The sequence below is a fragment of the Aeromonas sp. Marseille-Q7275 genome, assembly GCF_965119515.1.
The window spans coordinates 61,918-82,647 of sequence record NZ_CBCPLW010000012.1 but is presented as its reverse complement, the minus strand read 5'-3'; the positions used below and the strand labels follow the sequence as shown (position 1 = coordinate 82,647).

17 protein-coding genes and 1 tRNA gene are annotated in these 20,730 nt (G+C 62.4%); 7 read left to right on the top strand and 11 right to left on the bottom strand.

Annotated elements, in window-relative coordinates:
- Positions 1-39: 39 nt before the first annotated feature.
- The 3 genes from pstA to tadA all read right to left on the bottom strand — a co-directional run bounded on the left by pstA (position 40) and on the right by tadA (position 4,688).
- Positions 40-1,689 carry a phosphate ABC transporter permease PstA gene (pstA, locus tag ACWPWQ_RS12870; RefSeq protein ID WP_319916641.1) on the bottom strand — a complete coding sequence of 550 codons (1,650 nt, stop codon included), beginning with the start codon at positions 1,687-1,689 and terminating at the stop codon, positions 40-42.
- Positions 1,690-1,739: 50 nt separating this feature from the next.
- On the bottom strand, positions 1,740-3,977 hold the full coding sequence (locus ACWPWQ_RS12865; protein WP_454009944.1) for a phosphate ABC transporter permease: 2,238 nt from the start codon (positions 3,975-3,977) through the stop codon (positions 1,740-1,742).
- A gap of 201 nt (positions 3,978-4,178) precedes the next feature.
- Positions 4,179-4,688: a tRNA adenosine(34) deaminase TadA gene (tadA, locus tag ACWPWQ_RS12860; RefSeq protein WP_454009996.1), complete on the bottom strand. Its 510-nt coding sequence runs from the start codon at positions 4,686-4,688 to the stop codon at positions 4,179-4,181.
- Positions 4,689-4,957: 269 nt separating this feature from the next.
- Between tadA and ACWPWQ_RS12855 the strand changes: the two genes are divergently transcribed.
- The 4 genes from ACWPWQ_RS12855 (at position 4,958) to aceA (ending at position 9,132) form a co-directional block, all read left to right on the top strand.
- Positions 4,958-5,034 (top strand) — tRNA-Pro (locus ACWPWQ_RS12855).
- A gap of 258 nt (positions 5,035-5,292) precedes the next feature.
- The gene (locus tag ACWPWQ_RS12850) at positions 5,293-5,433 is read left to right on the top strand and encodes a hypothetical protein (protein ID WP_163153711.1); all 141 of its coding nucleotides are present in this window, start codon (positions 5,293-5,295) and stop codon (positions 5,431-5,433) included.
- 705 nt (positions 5,434-6,138) lie between these two features.
- Complete coding sequence (gene aceB / locus ACWPWQ_RS12845; protein WP_454009943.1) at positions 6,139-7,746, top strand: malate synthase A; 1,608 nt, start codon at positions 6,139-6,141, stop codon at positions 7,744-7,746.
- A gap of 72 nt (positions 7,747-7,818) precedes the next feature.
- A complete protein-coding gene (aceA, locus tag ACWPWQ_RS12840) occupies positions 7,819-9,132 on the top strand; it encodes an isocitrate lyase (protein WP_454009942.1) in 1,314 nt (437 codons plus the stop codon).
- 93 nt (positions 9,133-9,225) lie between these two features.
- Here the strand turns inward: aceA and hda are convergent, their stop codons facing one another.
- The 3 genes from hda to upp form a co-directional block, all read right to left on the bottom strand.
- Positions 9,226-9,927 carry a DnaA inactivator Hda gene (hda, locus tag ACWPWQ_RS12835; RefSeq protein WP_162519142.1) on the bottom strand — a complete coding sequence of 234 codons (702 nt, stop codon included), beginning with the start codon at positions 9,925-9,927 and terminating at the stop codon, positions 9,226-9,228.
- Positions 9,928-10,151: 224 nt separating this feature from the next.
- Entirely contained in the window at positions 10,152-11,180 is a 1,029-nt protein-coding gene (locus tag ACWPWQ_RS12830) for a DUF2066 domain-containing protein (RefSeq protein WP_139434895.1), read from the bottom strand.
- A 147-nt stretch (positions 11,181-11,327) separates the two neighbouring features.
- Positions 11,328-11,954, bottom strand: a complete 627-nt coding sequence (upp, locus tag ACWPWQ_RS12825) for a uracil phosphoribosyltransferase (RefSeq protein ID WP_005302745.1) — start codon at positions 11,952-11,954, stop codon at positions 11,328-11,330.
- Positions 11,955-12,129: 175 nt separating this feature from the next.
- Here upp and purM point away from each other — a divergent pair, with 175 nt between their 5' ends.
- Both purM and purN read left to right on the top strand, forming a co-directional pair.
- On the top strand, positions 12,130-13,167 hold the full coding sequence (gene purM, locus ACWPWQ_RS12820; RefSeq protein ID WP_454009941.1) for a phosphoribosylformylglycinamidine cyclo-ligase: 1,038 nt from the start codon (positions 12,130-12,132) through the stop codon (positions 13,165-13,167).
- An 8-nt stretch (positions 13,168-13,175) separates the two neighbouring features.
- Positions 13,176-13,814, top strand: coding sequence for a phosphoribosylglycinamide formyltransferase (gene purN, locus ACWPWQ_RS12815; protein WP_454009940.1), 639 nt, complete (start codon positions 13,176-13,178; stop codon positions 13,812-13,814).
- 175 nt (positions 13,815-13,989) lie between these two features.
- On the opposite strand, the gene ACWPWQ_RS12810 is transcribed toward purN, so the two are convergent.
- From ACWPWQ_RS12810 to ACWPWQ_RS12790, 5 genes are all read right to left on the bottom strand, one after another.
- Complete coding sequence (locus ACWPWQ_RS12810; RefSeq protein WP_454009939.1) at positions 13,990-14,751, bottom strand: Nif3-like dinuclear metal center hexameric protein; 762 nt, start codon at positions 14,749-14,751, stop codon at positions 13,990-13,992.
- 142 nt (positions 14,752-14,893) lie between these two features.
- Positions 14,894-16,228 carry a sigma-54-dependent transcriptional regulator gene (locus tag ACWPWQ_RS12805; RefSeq protein WP_454009938.1) on the bottom strand — a complete coding sequence of 445 codons (1,335 nt, stop codon included), beginning with the start codon at positions 16,226-16,228 and terminating at the stop codon, positions 14,894-14,896.
- Positions 16,229-16,283: 55 nt separating this feature from the next.
- Positions 16,284-17,318, bottom strand: coding sequence for a sensor histidine kinase (locus ACWPWQ_RS12800; RefSeq protein WP_106886368.1), 1,035 nt, complete (start codon positions 17,316-17,318; stop codon positions 16,284-16,286).
- A 105-nt stretch (positions 17,319-17,423) separates the two neighbouring features.
- Positions 17,424-18,845: a sigma-54 dependent transcriptional regulator gene (locus tag ACWPWQ_RS12795; protein ID WP_454009937.1), complete on the bottom strand. Its 1,422-nt coding sequence runs from the start codon at positions 18,843-18,845 to the stop codon at positions 17,424-17,426.
- A 247-nt stretch (positions 18,846-19,092) separates the two neighbouring features.
- The gene (locus ACWPWQ_RS12790; RefSeq protein ID WP_454009936.1) at positions 19,093-19,941 is read right to left on the bottom strand and encodes a DUF2726 domain-containing protein; all 849 of its coding nucleotides are present in this window, start codon (positions 19,939-19,941) and stop codon (positions 19,093-19,095) included.
- Positions 19,942-20,197: 256 nt separating this feature from the next.
- Here ACWPWQ_RS12790 and ACWPWQ_RS12785 point away from each other — a divergent pair, with 256 nt between their 5' ends.
- Entirely contained in the window at positions 20,198-20,710 is a 513-nt protein-coding gene (locus ACWPWQ_RS12785; protein ID WP_139434884.1) for a glycine cleavage system protein R, read from the top strand.
- The last annotated feature ends 20 nt before the right edge of the window (positions 20,711-20,730 follow it).

The window sequence follows — 20,730 nt, the reverse complement described above, 5'->3', positions numbered from 1 at the left end:
GAACCCTGTTCCCGGCCCGTCTCTGTGGTAGCTGGTCTATCAATGTTCCAGCGACCGGAATTTCTCGCGCAGGTGGTTACGAATACCGATAGCCGTCAGGTTGAGGCCCACGATCACCGTCACCAGCAGGAAGGAGGTGGCGTAGACCAGGGGCCGCGCCGCCTCGACGTTCGGGCTCTGGAAGCCGACGTCATAGATGTGGAAGCCCAGGTGCATGAACTTGCGCTCCACATGCAGGTACGGGAAGTTGCCATCCATCGGCAACGTGGGAGCAAGCTTCACCACCCCCACCAGCATCAGGGGTGCCACTTCACCGGCGGCCCGGGCAATCGCAAGGATGAGGCCGGTCATGATGGCCGGGCTCGCCATGGGCAGCACTATGCGCCACAGGGTCTCGGCCTGGGTGGCCCCCAGGGCCAGGGAGCCCTGGCGTATGGTGCTCGGGATCCGCGCCAGCCCCTCTTCGGTGGAGACGATCACCACCGGCAGGGTCAGGATAGCCAGGGTCAGCGCCGACCAGATGACGCCGGGTGAGCCAAAGGTCGGGCTCGGCAGCGCTTCCGGGTAGAACAGCTGGTCCAAGGAGCCACCGAGGGTGTAGACGAAGAAGCCCAGACCGAACACGCCATAGACGATGGAGGGCACACCCGCCAGGTTGATCACCGCGATGCGGATGATCTTGGTCAAGCTGTTCTTGCCCGCATACTCGTGCAGGTAGACGGCAGCCACCACTCCAAGGGGCGTCACTATGATGGCCATCAGCAGCACCATGAAGACGGTGCCGAAGATGGCGGGGAAGACGCCGCCCTCGGTGTTGGCCTCACGGGGATCGTCGGAGACGAACTTGCCAATCTGGTGGAACCAGTGACCCACCTTGGCGGGCAGGCTCATGTCGTTGGGCCAGACCACGTCCAGCACCTTGGACATGGGCATGGTCACCTGCTCGCCACGCATGTCCTTGACCGTGATGGCGTCTCTGTCCGCCTGGGCACGCAGGGAGAAGAGCTCCTTCTCCAGCACCTGATAGCGATCGTTGAGGGCCTGGCGCTGCGCGGCGAGGTCCGCCTTGAGCGCGTCGGTCAGCTCCCCTTCCAGCTCCGCCTTGCGCTCTTTCAGGCGCAGTCGCTCCAGCTGGTAGTTGATGCCGCCGATGTCTCCCTTTTGCAGATCGTTGGCCTGCTCCGACAGGGCGTTGGCACGGGCCAGTACCCGTTGCAGGGCGGGATGCAGATCCTGGGTCAGCTCGCGGCCATCCTCCTTCACCGAGGTGATGTAACCGTAGAAGTTGCCGTTGGTGGCACGCTCGACCATGGCGAGCTCGGCGGGCTGGGTGCGGGACTTGATGTCGGTCTCCAGCACCCAGCGGAAGTCGAGGTCGACGAACTCGCGGTTGCCGGTCTTGACCAGATAACGGGTCAGCAGCTCGCGCTCCTCCCCCTCCAGCGCCTGACCCGCGGCGCGCAGCCGCTCCACAGGTACCAGCTCGCGGTCGTTGATCTCGCCGATCAGCACGCTCTTGTTGCCCTGGGCGTCTTCAAGCTGCCACTCATAGATGGGGTGCGGCCAGAAGTAGACCAGACCACGCCAGCCGATCAGCAACAGCAGACCCAGTACAGCCACCAGACTCAGGCTGACGGCGCCCCCCGTCATCCAGATCCAGGGGGCCCCCGATTTAAACCACTTACCCATTATCGATTCCTTGTTCATATGCAGAGCGCCGCTTTTGATGGAACGGCTCATTACAGAGAGCTGTACTTTTCACGCAACCGCTGACGGATGAACTCGGCCAGGGTGTTGAACATAAAGGTGAATACGAAGAGGACGAAGGCTGCGAGGAAGAGCACCCGGTAGTGGGAGCTGCCCACTTCCGACTCCGGCATCTCCACCGCGATGTTCGCCGCCAGGGTACGCAGCCCCTGGAACATGGAGAAGTCCATGATGGGGGTGTTGCCGGTGGCCATCAGCACTATCATGGTCTCGCCCACGGCGCGGCCCAGACCCATCATCACCGCCGAGAAGATGCCCGGACTCGCGGTCAGGATCACCACCCGGCTCAGGGTCTGCCAGGGGGTGGCGCCGAGGGCCAGGGAGCCCTGGGTCAGGTGCTTGGGCACCGAGAAGACCGCATCTTCGGCGATGGAGAAGATGGTGGGGATGACGGCGAAGCCCATGGCGATACCGACCACCAGGGAGTTGCGCTGGTCAAACTTGATGCCCATCTCGTGGGTCAGCCAGATGCGCGAATCCCCGTGCATGAAGGCATTCTCGATGAGCGGGCTCAAGGCGAAGGCGCCCCAGCCAATCAGCAGCAGTACAGGAATGAGCAGGATGGCGTGCCAGCCATCCGGCAGCCAGGAGCGGCCACGCTCCGGCAGGTAGTTCCACACCAGGGCGGTGAGCAACATGCCCATCGGCAGCAACAGCAGCAGCAGGATCACCCCTGGCAGCGCCCCTTCGATGATGGGGGCCAGCCACAGACCCGCCAGGAAGCCGAGGATGACGGTCGGCAGCGCCGCCATGATCTCCACCGTCGGCTTGACGTATTTGCGCAGACCCGCCGACATGAAGTAGGCGGTGTAGATGGCACCGGCCACGCCGAGCGGCACCGCAAACAGCATGGCGTAGAAGGAGGCCTTGAGGGTCCCGAACACCAGGGGCACCAGGCTCAGCTTGGCTTCGAAATCGTTGCTGGCAGAGGTGGACTGCCACACATACTGGGGCTCCGGATACCCTTCGTACCACACCTCTTGCCACAGGGCGGACCAGGTCACCTCGGGGTGATCGTTCTCCACCTCAAATACCTTGAAGTCATTCCCCTGCTGGGTCAGCAACAGGTTGTGACGGGGAGAGATGGCCAGGGCCGCCAGGGCGCCGCCTTCTATGGTTTCGCCAAGCAGCTTGGCCTCGCCGGTGGCGTGGAAGAAGTTGATGGTCCCGTCGTTGGCGGCGCTGATGAAGCCCTTGCGGAAATGCTCCGGGGTCAGCAGCGCGACCGGGCCGTCGCCCTTGAAGTCACGGATCTGGGTGAACTGGCGCTTGCCATCCTTCGCCACCTCGAACCACTGGGAGATGACGCCATTGTCATTGCCCACCATCAGGGAGGAGGCGCCGGAGAGCAGGGCAACCTGGGTCACGTCGGCGTTGGGGGCATTGATCTCCATGACGTCGCGCAGGGATATGTCGCTCAGGTTGTGGATGTCATAGACAGACAGGCGATTGCCTTCACGCACGAACAGGATGCGCAGATTGGGGGTCAGCAGCATCTGATCCACGTGACGAGGCAGGGAAGGAATGGCGTAGTTCTGGCGGCTCCACTCGATCTCGCCGGAGAGGAAGTTCTCCTCACCGCTCATCACCGTCATCACGCCACGGCCATCCTCGGTCACGGCGGCGGTGGCCATCTTGTCCTTGGTCGCCTCGAACACCATGCGGGTCAGCGCCTTGCCCTGGGGATCTATCACCACAGGCTCTTCGCCGAAGGGATATTGCAGGCTGGGCTCGATGACGCGCACGTCATTCGGGTAGGAGACCTTGAACGAGGGCTGCACCACCATGGCCTTGCCATCGGCAAAGCCATAGGCGATGAGCTTCTGGCCCGGCGCGGGAGGGGCGACGGCGGTGACGTCACCGGCCACACTGGCCTGACCCAGCACCTGACCCACCTTGACGCCGCCATCCGCCTTGACGGCGAAGAAGCTGACCTGACCCTGGTCGTTGAAGCGATACCCTATCTCGTTCTGCTCCTCGACGCCGAGCCAGGCCGTCTTGCCCTGCGTCGGCAGGGTAAAGGAGGAGGTCGCCTCCACGCTGGCGCCATTGAAGATGGGTTTCACCACATAGAGCAGGTAGAAGAAGATAAGCAGCAGGGCCACCAGTACCAGGGCTCCCCCTGTGGTGACGCCGTATTTGGCCAATTTATCCTTGATCCGGCGTTTTCTACTGCCCGCCATGACCAGGTTTAACGATTCCGATGACATGCAAGACCTCAATGTGAGCTAGGCTTGGCGGCATTATATGGCGGTTGCATGACAGTTTTGTTACATCAAGAGCCTCTGTGAAGAGGTTATTTCAGGAGGGATACAGACCGGAGATCGAGGGCAAGCCGAGGTGCCAACCCTCTGTTTTATATATGGATATGTGAATAAATCCGGGACGGGCAAGACGATGCCCCGCCCGCCTCAGAGGGCCGGGCCACCACTTTGTTTCAGCGCCTCTCTGGCCGCCTTCTTCTCGGCGCGGCGCCGCTTGAAGAAGTCTGACAGCTGGGCCGAGCAGGCCTCTGCCAGTACGCCTCCCGTCAGCGCCACCCTGTGGTTGTGGCGCGGGTCCTGCAAAATGTCGAACACCGAACCCGCCGCCCCGGTCTTGAGATCGCGGGCCCCGTAGACCACCCGCTTCACCCGGCTGTGGATCAGGGCACCGGCACACATGCAGCAAGGCTCCAGCGTCACATAGAGGGTGGTGTCGAGCAGCCGGTAGTTCTCCAGCGTGATGCCGGCGGCACGGATCGCCATGATCTCCGCATGGGCGCAGGCGTCATGGGCGCTGATGGAGCGGTTCCACCCCTCGCCGACCACCTCGTCCCCCAGCACCAGCACGGCACCGACCGGGATCTCCCCTATCCCTTCCGCCCTGGCCGCCAGGGCCATGGCATGACGCATCCAGCGCTCGTCCTGGGTGATCTGCATCTCGGCTGCATTCTTCTGTACTGGCTCCACGGCCGATCCTCTCATTTATCTGCATTCATCATCAAAGACGGCCCTGTCCGCTCGGCCCGGATCCAGGGCCACCTGCACCAGGCGAGGTGGGCGGCGATTATGCCAAAACTCCCGCCAAGGCCCAAGTTGCATCTTGGTTGAGCAATAAAGAAGCAATCGGCATCTCCCTGATAAAAAAGGAGTTGCACCCTAGAGTTCATCCTATTAGACTCCCTTCCCGTCAGCCGAGCTGACTCCGTCGGTGTGTAGCGCAGCCAGGTAGCGCATCTGCATGGGGTGTAGAGGGTCGGAGGTTCGAATCCTCTCACACCGACCATTTTCCCCGAAAATAGCCCAGTCAAACGACTGGGCTATTTTTTTGCCTTCTTTCTGCCCGTCCCCTGCACGTCCTCTTCTTGTCTCACCCCGGTGGCTTGCACAGAGGCGGTGATGGCATGAATTTTATACAGAACCACTTGAAGCTTTCATAAAGTCCCGCTAGGATACGCAACTTTTCCGCCGGCCATCAGACAGGGAGGTGGCATCAGGGTGAGGGAATCACCAACCGGCTTGCAATCCATTGAGGCAAGCACCCATGAACCAAGCAGTCGACACTCAGCCCGATCAGCCCCTTCTCTCCTCACCCCATTCCGATCTCGAATCCACCGACACCGGCCTCGGCGGCACAGTGCATCTCGATGTGATCGATCTCGCCGCGCCGGATGATGACTACTGAGGCGGATCTGGCCCAGCCCCTCTCCAAACCCTGCGGATGAAAGGCCGGTTTTGTTGTCCGGCACCCCGTCCCGACCCGGCTAAAAAGCCGCCAACGAAAATAACCATAAAATGCTGATAAACATCCAGGGATTGGTGTTATTCACTACTCCGTTCCCCGTCATCTCCCTCCCCCTGCCCCCGCCCTTGAAATTACAAACCTACGTTATTGCTCGTCATTTCTACCACTCGCCCCCCTATGCCCCCACTTCGCAAGATTTGACCATTTCGTTTTAAACAGCAGTTCACCCGTCAATGACGTCACATGCCAGATGCAGACTGTGTTGGTAGCAGGCATTTCATACAGCTGTTTTCACAAAGCCTGGAGTAAGGTCGGGATTTGTTTTTGCATTGGTAATTTTATTACGTAATTAATTACATTTTTGATGTGCCGCACCCGGCGCTTTCATCCCCCCTGACAGCCTTGTCAGCCGAGAGCATAACCATCTGCGTAGAGCTTTTATGCTAATCACATAACCACTTTAAAAACATCAACTTAAATACCAACCAAAAACACCTGTTTTAAAAATCAAGTTGACGAACCAAGCATTATTTTGCACCTTATGAGTCGTGTTACCCCGCTGTTATGGGGAGTTTAAGAGAAACGGATATAGACGTTAGTCGTAGTTAGTAAGTTCAAAATGTAACTTTCAAAGGAGTGAAACCTATGTCGGCACCGGCCCAGACCATCAGCAGCACCCGTCTGCGCATCCAAGGCGAGATGCTTCCCGATTACGCGCAGATCCTGACGCCGGATGCGGTGGCCCTGGTATCCGAACTGGTGGAACGCTTCGCTCCTCAGCGCAATGAACTGCTGAAACAACGGGTGGCTCGCCAGGCTCGCATCGATGGCGGCGAGTTGCCGGACTTCCTGCCCGAAACCGCCCACATCCGCGAAGGCAGCTGGACAGTGCGCGGCATTCCCGCCGATCTGCAGGACCGCCGTGTGGAGATCACAGGCCCGGTCGAGCGCAAGATGGTGATCAACGCCCTCAACGCCAACGTCAAGGTGTTCATGGCGGACTTCGAGGATTCACTGGCCCCCGCCTGGAACAAGGTGATCGAGGGTCAGATCAACCTGCGCGATGCGGTCAATGGCACCGTCTCCTACACCAGTCCGGAAGGCAAGGCTTACACCCTCAATCCCGATCCCGCCGTGCTTATCTGCCGGGTCCGTGGCCTGCACCTGCCGGAAAAACACGTCACCTTCGATGGCGAGGCCATCCCCGGCGGCCTGTTCGACTTCGCCCTCTACTTCCTGCACAACCACAAGGCGCTGCTGGCCAAGGGCTCGGGCCCCTACTTCTATGTGCCCAAGCTGCAGAGCCACCTGGAAGGGCGCTGGTGGAGCGAGGTGTTCGCCTGGACCGAGGACAAGTTCGGTCTGCCCCGCGGCACCATCAAGGCCACCGTCCTCATCGAGACCCTGCCTGCGGTGTTCGAGATGGACGAGCTGCTCTATCAGATGAAGGATCACATAGTGGCGCTGAACTGCGGCCGCTGGGACTACATCTTCAGCTACATCAAGACCTTGAAGAATCACCCTGACCGTGTCCTGCCGGACCGCCAGGTGGTGACCATGGACAAGCCGTTCCTCTCCGCCTACTCGCGCCTGCTGATCAAGACCTGTCACAAGCGCGGCGCCCTCGCCATGGGCGGCATGGCCGCCTTTATCCCGGCTAAAGATCCTGCGGTGAATGAACAGGTATTTGCCAAGGTGAAGGCTGACAAGGAGCGTGAAGCCAACAACGGCCACGACGGCACCTGGGTCGCCCACCCCGGCCTCGCCGATACCGCCATGGCGGTGTTCAACGCCGCCATCCCGGCTGGCGCCAAGAACCAGATCGATGTGCTGCGCGAGCAGGATGCTCCCATCACCGCCGCCGATCTGCTGGCCCCCTGCGAGGGGGAGCGCACCGAGACGGGCATGCGCACCAACATCCGGGTCGCCCTGCAATACCTGGAGGCCTGGATCAACGGCAACGGCTGCGTGCCCATCTACGGCCTGATGGAAGACGCCGCCACCGCCGAGATCTCCCGCACCTCCATCTGGCAGTGGATCCGCCACGGCAAGAGCCTCACCAATGGCAAGGTGGTGACCAAGGCGCTGTTCCGCCAGATGCTGGCCGAGGAGCAGGAGGTGGTCAAAGCCGAGGTGGGCGAGGCCCGCTGGCAGGCAGGTCGTTTCGCCGAGGCGAGCGAGCTGATGGAGCAGATCACCTGCGCCGACACCCTGATCGATTTTCTGACGCTGCCCGGTTACGAGCGGCTCTGAATCCGGGCCCCGGGAGGGGCTCGTCCATAACAAATCAATGGAAACGTGAAATCAATGAAAGAGGGAACTGATATGGCACTGACCCGTGAGCAACAGATCCAGGCTATCGAGAAAGACTGGGCAGAAAACCCCCGCTGGAAAGGGATCAAACGCGGCTACAGCGCCGAAGACGTGGTGAACCTGCGCGGCAGCCTGCAGCCGGTACACACCCTGGCCCAGCGCGGCGCCGACAAGCTGTGGGAGCTGATCCACGGCGGCGCCAAGAAGGGCTACGTCAACTGCCTCGGCGCCCTGACCGGTGGCCAGGCGGTGCAACAGGCCAAGGCGGGCATAGAGGCCATCTACCTCTCCGGCTGGCAGGTGGCGGCGGACAACAACTTGTCCTCCACCATGTATCCGGATCAGTCCCTTTACCCGGCCAACTCGGTGCCGTCCGTGGTGGAGCGCATCAACAACTCCTTCGCCCGTGCCGACCAGATCCAGTGGGCCAACAAGGTGGGCCCGCAGGATGCCGGTTTCATCGACTACTTCCTGCCGATCGTCGCGGATGCGGAAGCCGGTTTCGGCGGCGTGCTGAACGCCTTCGAGCTGATGAAGGGCATGATTGAAGCGGGCGCCGCCGGCGTGCACTTCGAAGATCAGCTGGCATCGGTGAAGAAGTGCGGTCACATGGGGGGCAAGGTGCTGGTGCCGAGCCAGGAAGCGGTGCAAAAACTGATCGCCGCCCGTCTGGCCGCGGATGTCTGCGGCACCACCACCCTGGTGATCGCCCGTACCGACGCCAACGCCGCCGACCTGCTGACCACGGATGCCGATCCCTACGATGCCGGCTTCCTGACCGGTGAGCGTACCGCCGAGGGCTTCTACAAGGTGCAGGCCGGTATCGAGCAGGCCATCTCCCGCGGCTTGGCCTATGCCCCTTACGCCGACATGGTGTGGTGCGAGACCGCCAAGCCGGACCTGGACGAGGCTCGCCAGTTTGCCGAGGCCATCAAGGCCCAGTACCCGGGCAAGATCCTGGCCTACAACTGCTCCCCGAGCTTCAACTGGAAGAAGAACCTGGACGATGCCACCATCGCCCGCTTCCAGCAGGAGCTCTCCGACATGGGCTACAAGTACCAGTTCATCACCCTCGCGGGCATCCACAACATGTGGTTCCACATGTACGAGCTGGCCTACCAGTACGCCCGCGGCGAAGGGATGAAGCACTACGTCGAGATGGTGCAACAGCCGGAGTTCGCCGCCGCCGAGCGGGGTTACACCTTCGTGGCACACCAGCAGGAAGTGGGTACGGGTTACTTCGACAAGGTGACCACCGTCATCCAGGGTGGCCAATCCTCAGTGACAGCGCTGACAGGTTCCACCGAAGAAGATCAGTTCCACTGATAGACATTGAGATAGCAAAACCCCGGCCTGGTGCCGGGGTTTCTTTTTGCTCGCAACTCAAGGATGTGGCGCAGACAGGCAATCACCGTTGGCTCAGAGTTCGAGGATCTCTTTGACAAAGGGGATGGTGAGCTTGCGCTTGGCGCGAAAGGAGGCGTTGTCGAGCTGATTGAGGGTGGTGAGCAGGGTACGCATGTCACGGGACAAGCGGTTGAGCAGGAAGCGGCCCACGTCGATGGGCAGTTTGAAGCCCCGCAGCTCGGCACGCAGCTGCAGGGCACTGAGCTTGCCTTCGTCATCGAGCTCGTCGAGATGGAAACTCACTCCCCAATCGAGGCGAGAGGCGAGATCCGGCAGTTGCAGCCCCAGCTTGCGCGGGGCGCTGCAGCCGGTGACCACCAGTGTGCCCTCGCCTTTCTCTTTCCAGCGATTGTAAAAATCGAACAGGGCCCGCTCCCACAGGGCATTGCCGGCGATGGCTTCCAGGCTGTCGAGACAGACCAGGGGCAGGCTTTCGAGGGCGTCGAGCATGCTGGGATCCAGCTGTTCGAACTGGTCGAGGGAGAGATAGGCGGCGGCGGCGTCGCGGGCATTGACCTCGGCGCAGGTGGCGTGCAGCAGGTGGGAGCGTCCGGAGCCCTTGGCTCCCCAGAAATAGAGGAAAGGAGCGCCCTGACCGATGGCCGCATTCTTGAGGGCGGTGATCAGATGGGCGTTGTTGCCGGGATAGAAACTGACGAAGGTTTCATCATCCGGTAATTGTACGGCTAAAGACAGTTGGGCCGGTTGCTTCACTCGTTGGGCTTTGACTGTGATATTTGCGCCCAAGTGTATCATTGCAGCGGCAGATAGAGAACCGCCCGGGTCATGCCGGGCGGTTGGGATCATCAGAAAGCGTCAGGGCTGCGACCATTGATAACGCAGACCGCTCTCGTTGTCTTCGATCCAGCACTGCTGGCTCTCGAGCTGGAGAACCGCACAGACTCTTCATGCCGGGCGGTTGGGATCAGCAGAAAGCGTCAGGGCTGCGACCACTGATAACGCAGACCGCGCTCGTTGTCTTCGATCTGGTGCAGGCGACTCTCCAGTTGCAGGCCCCTTACCAGCTCGGCCTTGTCCCCCTGAAGCGACAGGTTGAAGGTGACCTTGTCCCCCTCCAGCTTGCCGATCGCCACCTTGGTGACGCTGGCCATGCCCTGCAGCATCTTCTGTATCTGGATCATGCCGTCGATGCCGGACAACCCCTCCACCACCAGGGTCTGGCTGGAGACGACCCCGGACAGGCGAGTGCCGTACTGTTGCACCAGCCAGCCCGCCAGGGCATCGGCCATGCCCTGCGCCACCTCGGCCTGGGTACCCGAACCGGCCCCCTTGGTCAGCTCGGTCAGCTCTGCACCGCCCTGAGCTCCCGGCTTGGCGCCATAGAGCCCCCAGTCGATGCTCCACTTCTCCCCTTCCGGCGTCAGCTTGCCCAGCACCACCATCTCGGCGCCATAGCGCTCGCTCGCCTTGAGGATGGGGTCGGCGAAGCGGCCCCAGACATCGGTGGCGCTGACCGCCATGTTGTCGTCCAGATCCATCAGCGGGATGCTGACCGGCAACCCCATGGCCTGGGCCTGGCCGCGCAGGGCGGCGGACCAGCCGTCGCTGGACTGATCCGGCAGTATGCGGCGCTCCCCTTCATCTATTACCAGCCAGAGTGCCATTTGCGGGCGGACGGGCCCCAGCAGGGGGAACTTGCTCTGGCCTACCAGGGCATTGACCTTGGCCACGTTGAAATCGGCCTTGAGAAACTTGACCGGTCCCACATCCTGATAGCCGTAGTGCTGCACATAGTCACCGGGGGCCGCCAGCGCCTTGGCCACCTCGGGCTGGGTGAGGATGTCGCGCCTGCCGGTCACCTTGACGAGTACCTCCCCCAGTGCCTGGGACTGGGCGGCCGTCATGTCGCCGCTGGTCGGCGCCTTGCCCTGATAGAGGTCAGTCACCTGGGCAGCCGACACCATGAGTGGCAGACAGCAGAGGAGAGTCGCTAAGCGTTTCAGCATAAAGAAGATTCTCGAAATGGGGGATGCTGCTTATGGTAGCGGCAAGGCGCGCATGGCAGCAAGCCGGAGGGCGGGATAAACGACGGAGCCGGCAAGGTGCCGGCTCCGTTTGCGCTCTTTCAAAGAGAGCGGCTATGGCGTCAGGGGTTACTTGGTGCCGAAGATCTTGTCGCCGGCATCCCCCAGACCCGGGACTATGTAGCCCTTCTCGTTCAGTCCCTGATCGATGGAGGCACAGAACAGCTCCACGTCGGGGTGAGCGGCTTCCAGCGCCTTGATCCCTTCCGGGGCGGCAACCAGCACCAGCACCTTGATGGACTGGCAGCCTTTCTTCTTCAGCAGATCTATGGTGGCAATCATGGAGCCGCCGGTGGCCAGCATGGGGTCGATGACCAGGGCCAGACGCTCTTCGATGTTGCTGACGATCTTCTCGAAATAGGGAACCGGCTGCAGGGTCTCTTCATCGCGGTAGATGCCGACCACGCTGACACGGGCACTCGGCATGTGCTCGAGCACACCATCCATCATGCCAAGACCGGCGCGCAGGATAGGCACGACGGTGACCTTCTTGCCCTTGATCTGGTCAACTTCCACTGGCCCGTTCCAGCCATCGATGGTAACTTTCTCGGTTTCGAAGTCAGAGGTCGCTTCGTAGGTCAACAGACTGCCCACTTCCTTGGCCAGTTCACGGAAACGCTTGGTGCTGATGTCGCCTTCGCGCATCAGGCCGATCTTGTGCTTGACCAGGGGGTGTTTGACTTCAACGACTTTCATTATTATCTCCTCGAACCGGCGCCAAAAAATCGCGGAATCATACAACAAAAGCCGCGGCTTGTAGAGCTTTTCCACGCAAAAACGCGCAAACGATTTTCTTTCTGCTTTTACCCGCCCACTGGTAGAATACGCCCCGAATTTTACCCTCCACTTCTCTATATGACGGGGAATACGCGTGACTGACAAAACCTCACTGAGCTACAAGGATGCTGGCGTGGATATCGATGCCGGCAATGCACTGGTTGAACGTATCAAGGGCGTGTCAAAGCGCACTCGTCGTCCTGAAGTCCTTGGTGGTCTTGGCGGCTTTGGGGCCCTGTGTCAAATCCCTGCTGGCTACAAGGAGCCGGTACTGGTCTCCGGTACCGACGGTGTGGGCACCAAGCTGCGTCTGGCCATCGATCTGAAGAAGCACGATACCGTGGGCATCGATCTGGTGGCCATGTGCGTCAATGACCTCATCGTGCAAGGCGCCGAGCCCCTGTTCTTCCTCGACTACTATGCCACCGGCAAGCTGGATGTGGATACCGCCGCCGCCGTGGTCACCGGCATAGGTGCAGGCTGCGAGCAGTCCGGCTGCGCCCTGGTGGGCGGCGAGACCGCCGAAATGCCTGGCATGTATGAAGGGGAAGACTACGACATCGCCGGTTTCTGCGTCGGTGTGGTGGAGAAGAGCGAGATCATCGACGGCAGCAAGGTCGGCGAAGGGGATGCCCTGATCGCCCTGGCCGCGAGCGGCCCCCACTCCAACGGCTTCTCCCTGGTGCGCAAGATCCTGGAAGTCTCCCAGGCCGACGTGCATCAGCCGCTGGGTGACACCACCCTGGCCAACGCCCTGCTGGAGCCGACCCGCATCTATGTGAAGCCGGTGCTCAAGCTCATCAAGGAGTGCGAGATCCATGCCCTGTCCCACATCACAGGTGGCGGCTTCTGGGAGAACATCCCCCGCGTGCTGCCCGCCAATACCCAGGCGGTGATCGACGAACAGAGCTGGCAGTGGCCGGCGGTGTTCAGCTGGCTGCAGCAGGCCGGCAACGTCACCCGCCACGAGATGTACCGCACCTTCAACTGCGGTGTCGGCATGATCATCGCCCTGCCGGCGGATCAGCTGGACAATGCGCTGGCCCTGCTCAAGGCCGAAGGCGAGAACGCCTGGCACATAGGCCACATCGCCAAGGCGGCCGATGGCGAAGAGCAAGTCATCATAAAATGACCTCCCCCATGAAACGGATCCTGGTGCTGATCTCCGGCAACGGCAGCAACCTGCAGACCATTCTCGACCACTGCGCCAGCGGCAAGGTTGCCGGTGAGGTGGTCGGTGTCATCAGCAACAGGGCCGATGCCTACGGCCTGGTTCGCGCCAAAGAAGCCGGGGTGGCCACCGCCATCCTGGCCCAGCAGCAGTTTGCCAGCCGGGAGGAGTATGACGTCGCCCTGCTCGCCCTGATGGCGGACTATCAGCCGGATCTGGTGGTGCTGGCCGGGTTTATGCGGATATTGAGCGGCGATCTGGTGCGCCATTTCGCCGGGCGGATGATCAATATCCACCCCTCCCTGCTGCCCAAGTATCAGGGACTGCACACCCACCAGCGCGCCATCGACGATGGGGAGCGCGAGCACGGTGCCAGCGTCCACTTCGTCACCGAGGAGCTGGACGGCGGCCCTGTGATCCTGCAGGCTCGCGTCCCCATCTTCGAAGGGGACAGTGCCGACGAGGTGGCTGCCCGGGTCCAGGTCCAGGAGCACAGCATCTACCCCCTGGTGGTGCAGTGGTTCTGCGAGGGACGGCTGCAGATGCGGGAGGGTGCCGCCCTCTTGGATGGCGCCGAACTCGGCCCGGCGGGTCACGCCAGCGAGTAAGCAGACGTCTTGTCGAGATGTGAAAAAAGGAGGCCGATGGCCTCCTTTTTGTTTCCTGAATTTTCCCACCACAGGCACAGGCTTAAACCTGTTCACGACCTGCAGCGAGAAACTGTCAATAAGCGAGCAGCACATGAGCCTTGATCACGGCTTCGTAGCCAGATCGTGGACAGGTTTAGACCGGGTTGTCGATATCGATAAAGGTCACCTCCAGCCCGTGCACGGTGGCGAGCCACTCCCCCAGCGCCTTGACGCCGTACCGCTCGGTGGCGTGGTGACCAGCTGCGTAGAAGTGCATCCCCATCTCGCGGGCGGTGTGGATGGTCTGCTCTGAAGCCTCGCCGGAGATGAAGGCATCTATCCCCTGCTCCGCCGCCTGGTTGATATAGCTCTGGCCGCCGCCGGTGCACCAGGCCACTGAGCTGATGAGCTCGGGGCCGCTGTCGCCACAATGGAGCGGCTCACGGCCGAGCCGCTCGGCAATAAGTCTGGCAAAGTCGGCTCCGCTCATGGGTGTCTCCAGCTTGCCCACCATGGCCACGCTCTTGCTGTTCCAGGGTTCGAGACCACGGCGCACCTTGATGCCGAGCAGCCTGGCGAGCTGGGCGTTGTTGCCCACCTCGGGGTGCACGTCCAGCGGCAGGTGGTAGGCAAACAGGTTGATGTCGTGGGTCAGCAGGGTCTTGAGGCGGCGCTGCTTCATGCCGGTGATCTGGGGTGGTTCCCCGCTCCAGAAGTAGCCGTGATGGACCAGGATGGCATCGGCATCCAGGGCCACGGCCGCATCGATCAGGGCCTGGCTGGCGGTGACGCCGGTGACCACCCGGCGAATGCGCTCGCGCCCCTCCACCTGCAGCCCGTTGGGACAGTAGTCCTTGATGGCGTGAGGCTCGAGCAGGTGGTTGAGCACGGTTTCCAGTTTGCGATGAGAGATCATAGGAGTCCCTTGTAAAGGCGCTGCTCCCCCTTGTCTGCGATCAGGCTCTTGTCTGCAGTCACAACGGGGCCCAGGCTCATGATGCCGAGGGCCCCATGATAATCGAGCCGGGCCGGCAAGGCCATGACACCGGCAACAGGTGCTAGGCGGGCAGCTCTATGCCGGCGTCACGCATCTGGGCCAGCTTGTAGCGCAGGGTGCGCGGGCTGATGCCGAGCTTGTCGGCCACCTCCTTGCGGCTGCCGTTGCACTCCTGCAGGGTGTCAAGGATGATCTGATGCTCCTGCTGCTTGAGCTCGCCGCCGAGTCCCTCCCCCGACAGACGCTCTAGGGGGCGCACCAGCTCCTCGTCCGTCTCCTCCAGGATCAGATGCTCGCAATCGATGAGACCTTCGAGGCAGAGGATCAGGGCCCGCTGCACCACATTGTCCAGCTCGCGCACGTTGCCGGGCCAGGGGTGGGTCAGCAGGCGCTCGCGAGCCGCATCGGCCAGCTGCGGTGTCGGCAGCCCCTGCTGACTGGCATGGAGCGCCAGCAGGTGCTCCGCCAGGGGCAGTATGTCGCCGGGCCGCTCCCAGAGGGAGGTCCAGCGCAGGGGGAAGACGTTGAGACGGTAGTAGAGATCCTCGCGAAACAGGCCGTCCTGCACCGCTTTTTTCAGATCCCGGTTGCTGGTGGCGATGACCCGCACGTCCAGCGGGATCATCTTGCGGCTGCCGAGCCGCTCCACCTCTTTCTCCTGCAGCACCCGCAGCAGCTTGGCCTGCAGGCCGAGATCCATCTCGGTGATCTCGTCGAGCAGCAGGGTGCCGCCCTGGGCCTGCTCGAACTTGCCCGGGCACCCCTGCACGGCGCCGGTGAAGGCCCCCTTCTCGTAGCCGAACAGGGTCGCCTCCAGCATGTTCTCCGGGATGGCGGCGCAGTTGATGGCGACGAAGGCCTGCTCGGCGCGGCTGGAGTTGTCGTGGATGTAGCGGGCCAGCACCTCTTTGCCCGTCCCGCTCGGGCCTGTCACCATGACGGTGGCTTCGCTTCTGGCGACCCGGGTCGCCAGCTGGAACAGCTCGGCGGTCCTGGGATCGCCATAGACCACGGCGCGCTTCTCCACCTTCTGGGCCGGCACGTAACGGCTGACCTGGTTGAGCAGCACCTCGGGGGAAAACGGCTTGGCCAGATAGTCGATGGCCCCCTCCCGCATGGCGCGCACGGCACCGTCGATGTTGGCGTAGGCGGTCATCAGGAGCACAGGCACCTGGGGATATTGCTGGCGGATGTTGGCCAGCAGGGTGAGGCCGTCCATGCCCCCCATCTGGATGTCCGAGATCACCATGTCGAAGCGCTGGCGAGAGAGTGCCAGCAGGGCCCGCTCGCCGCTGTCCACCTCGCGGCACTCGTAACCGCCGAGCAGCAGGGTATCCACCAGCGCCTCGCGCAGGCCGTTGTCGTCTTCCACCACCAGAATACGGGCCTGGGTCATGCCACACCTCCAACCACGGGCCCGCAGGCCTTGCACCACAGGGACAAGATGGGATTCATGCTACACCTCCAAGCTGCACCGCTTGCTGATGCAGGGGGAACGACAGGGTAAAACAGGTCCCTTCTCCGGGCACCGAGGCCACGCTGACCTCCCCCTGATGGGCACGCACCACGGATTGCACCACGGCAAGCCCGAGGCCTGTGCCCTGGGAGCGGGTGGTGAAGAAGGGTTCGAAGATCTGGCTGAGCAGCTGGGCAGGCATCCCCTTGCCATTGTCGAGGACGCGCATCTCCACCCGGTTGCCGCTGCGCACCGCGCTCACCAGGAGCGAATCGGCCCCGGCCTGTCTGGCGTTGGCGATCAGGTTGTTGATGGCCCCCGCCAGGGCACTGCTGTTGGCGAGCAGGCAGAGATCCGGTTCGGGCGCCTCCATGTGCAGCGCGCAGCCCTGCTGCTGGCAGAAGGCCTCGGCACCGGCCTGCACCTCCGCCAGCAGCCCCTGTACCGAGACAGGAGCCACCACCTGGTTGTCGCCGTTGCGGGCAAACAGCAGTATGTCGTTTATCTGCTTCTCGAGATCCTGCAGCCGGGCCATCAACTTTTGCTGGAACTGGGTGCGGGATTCCGGTTTCAGGGTGCGGTTCGCGAGGTTGGCCGCATAGAGCATGGCGGCGGAGAGGGGGGTGCGGATCTGGTGTGCGAGGGAGGCCGCCATGTTGCCCAGGGCCGACAACCGTTTCATGTGGTTGACCCTGTCCTGCAGCTGGCGGGTCTCGGTGAGATCCGTGATGAACACCAGCTGGCCGGGCTGATCCGGCAGCGGCTGGGTGGAGAGTTGCACCCGGCGACCGTCCCGCAGGGAGATCTCGTGACCATCGTCTTCCCTGGGCTGGAAACAGCGGGCGATGATCTGGCGCCAGGCCTGCCCCTCCAGCGGCTCCCCCAGCAGGGTCAGGGCGGCCGGGTTGGCGCGGGTGATCCTCCCCTCCCCATCGAGCAGCAGCACGCCGGTCGGCAGTGCCGTGAAGATGGCATAAAGCTGACTCACTTCGTGTGACTGGAGCGGATTGTCCTGCTGCGAGATTGTCATAAAGCTGACCTCAAACTGGCGATTGGGTCAGCTTATTCAATTTCCATGCCAGTAAATTATTTGTTATATATCAATGCCTTGACTATGGCCGTCAAAGCATTGACCTCAGTTGTCCTTGCTCATGCCGTATTTTTTCATCTTCTCCACCAGGGTGGTGCGGCGCATGCTCAGCAGGTCGGCGGCGCGGGCCACCACCCCGTCCTGGGACTCCAGGGCCTGACGGATCAGCTCCACCTCGAGATCCGCCAGCATCTCCTTGAGATTGAGCCCCTCCTGGGGCAGCTGCATGGGCAGCTGCGCGGCAAGGCCCGGATCCAGCGCAGGAGGCGTCTGGAACACGGCGGCCAGGGCATCCCGCTCGTCCATCTCGGTGAGCCGCTCGTCCCTCGGATCGCTTGGCAGCAGACGGTAGCGACCGGGCAAGTCCGCCACATCGATGATCTGGTTCGGGTAGAGGATCAGCAGCCGCTCGATGAGGTTCGACAACTCCCGCACGTTGCCAGGCCAGGGGTACTGCATCAGGGACTCCATGGCCCGCTGGGTCAGGCGGATGATCCCCCTGTGCTGCTCCCCGTGGCGGTTGAGCAGCTCCTGCAGCAGCAAGGGAATATCGTCGCAGCGCTCGCGCAGGGGCGGCGTCTCTATGGGGAAGACGTTGAGGCGATAGTAGAGATCCTCGCGAAAACCCTGGGTGCGGATCATCGCCTCCAGATCCCTGTGGGTCGCCGCTATGATGCGCACATCGGCCTGGATGGGCTTGCCGCCACCGACCCTGTCGAACAGTCGCTCCTGCAGCACCCGCAGCAGCTTGACCTGCATCGGCAGCGGCATGTCGCCGATCTCGTCGAGGAACAGGGTGCCCCCCTGGGCCAGCTCGAAGCGGCCGCGACGGGCGGCGATGGCGCCGGTGAAGGCCCCCTTCTCGTGGCCGAACAGCTCGCTCTCCAGGAGCTCCGCCGGAATGGCGCCGCAGTTGATGGGTACGAAGGGGCCCGAGCTTCGGGCAGAGAGCTCGTGAATGGCGCGGGCCACCACCTCCTTGCCGGTCCCGGACTCCCCCAGGATCAGCACGTTGGCGTCTGTCTGTGCCACCTGGCCTATGAGGCGGCGCACCTCCTGGATCCCCCGCCCCTTGCCCACCAGCAGTCGCAACAGGGTCTGACCCTTGTCGTGCACCTGCTGGCGGGGATGGAGGGAGATGAAGGCCTGACAGAAGTGCAGGTGGCGCGTCAGGGACTCATAGGTATAGGGCTCGTCGCTGCCACCGATGAAGTTGCTGTTGGGGTGATCGGCCTGCATCAGGGAGAGGAAGGGGATGCGGGGGAAGGCGGCCAGCAGCTCGCCGAGGGAGCGCTCCAGCAGCTTGCCCGTCAGTATCCCTTGCAGCGGGCCGGAAGATTCGATGGCCACGTCCAGATCGGTTTCCACCACCTCCTGCCAGGGGATCCCCATGAAGGAGAGCACGGTCCCCAGTTGCTGACGCCGCTGTTCATCGGCATCAACGATCAACACCCCCATAGCCATCATATTTATCTTCCTTACACACCTGACGCCAAGTTATTGTTTTTTAAGTGCTTATGATAATGAGCCATGCACTGTGTTATAGGGTGCACAAAGTGCCAAAATTCTGGCGGTTTGTCAAAACTTGTCGCGCTCGGCGCGGCCCGGGCGGGATGGGGATCACACTCGGACAGCCGCTGTCGGCCAGGCGCCCGGGGTGGAACGCGGTGCAGGAGAGGCAAGGCGCCGACCGCAGCCGGCGCCAGCGCGGGGATCAGTGCCTGGCCTGCTCCTGGGGGGCGGCGTAACGGCACTCGGGGAAACGGCTGCAGGCCAGGAACAGACGGCCGGCATGGGGACCCTTCTTCGCTTCCCGGGCCACCAGGGGCGCCGCGCAGCGGGGGCAATGGGGCACAGAGGCGGAGGCCTCCTCCTCCTCTTCGTCCGGGCCGATGAAGGGGTTGTCCATCAGCACCGGCCCCTGCTCGTCAGGCTGAGGCGACTCGGCCTGTGGCGCCCTGGGCATACGCCCCCCATGGTGGGATGCACTCAAGTCCACACCATCGAGCAGCAAGGGGTTGAAGGTCGGCTCGCGGCGCTCCCCCGGCAACAGATCCTCCACCGGGAGGCTCGTCTTGACCAGCAGGGGCAGCAACAGCTCGCGCAACTCGTCGACCTGGTAATGGCTGCTGGCCGGGATCTGCAGCAGCGGCAGGCCGGCGCTGTCACAGGCGGACTTCAGGAAGAGATCCCGCACCTTGCGCTTCTGGTGGCGATGGGCGCTGTCATCGAGCTCGACGGCGCACAGGAAGGAGAGATCCGTCGGGTGGCAGAGCAGGTAGTCGAAGCGCTTGGCGCTGATCATGTCGAACGCCTGCTGCCACTTGCCCTTGCCCAGGCGCGCCTGCGGGGTCAGCACATCCGCCACCCTGACCTTGGCAAAGACCCGGGCCTGGTCGCCCACCGCCAAGTCCAGCACCCCGAGGAAGGCGCGCTCGGCGGGGCTGAACAGTGTCTCCTGCAGCTCATAGGGCTCGGCCTTGCCCCTCTTGCTCCTGCGCCAGAGGATCACCAGCAGGAGCAGCACCAACAACACGGATCCCGATACGACAAGGCTATTCATAAACACATACCCCGTTCACAAGACATATCCAGTTCATCAAACACGAAGGGGCAACACTCTACCACGGGGGAACCCCGGCAGGCAGAGCTGAAATCAACGCCGCTCCGGCATTCGCGTTTTTTCACTAAATTTGCGTGAGGCGGGCTTCATATGGCCTGTCGCAGCAGGCACAATGCTAGAGCCTATGGACGTTTCGGCGCACAGAGTCGCGGCCAGGCGTCAATGACCCCACCCAGTCCCATTCAAGGAGAGCAGGATGCAAAAGCAATTGGTCGTCACCGTGATCGGCGCAGACAAGCCCGGCATCGTCGAGAGCCTGGCCGACACCATCACCCGGCAGCAGGGCAACTGGCTGGCCAGCTCCATGAGCGAACTGGCGGGGCAGTTTGCCGGTATTTTGCACGTCGCCGTGCCGGACGAACACTACCGCAGCCTGTGCGAGGCACTGGTGATGCTGCCGGGTCTCACCGTGAGCTTCGCCGAAGGCCAGCTCAGCCCCGAGCCCGCCAACCAGCTGATGCTGAGCGTCACCGGCAACGACAGGCCCGGCATAGTCCACGAGGTGGCCAGCATACTGCGCCAGCTCAACATCAACGTCGCCGACCTCACCACGGGGTGCGAGCCCGCCCCCCACTCCGGGGCCCCGCTCTTCTATGCCCATGCCCTGGTGGCCCTGCCGCCCCAGCTCGAACTCGACGATCTGATCACGGCGCTGGAGTCCCTCTCCGACGATCTGGTGGTCGACATCGATCACGATCTGACCGAATAACGCGGGTTGTCATAAATTTG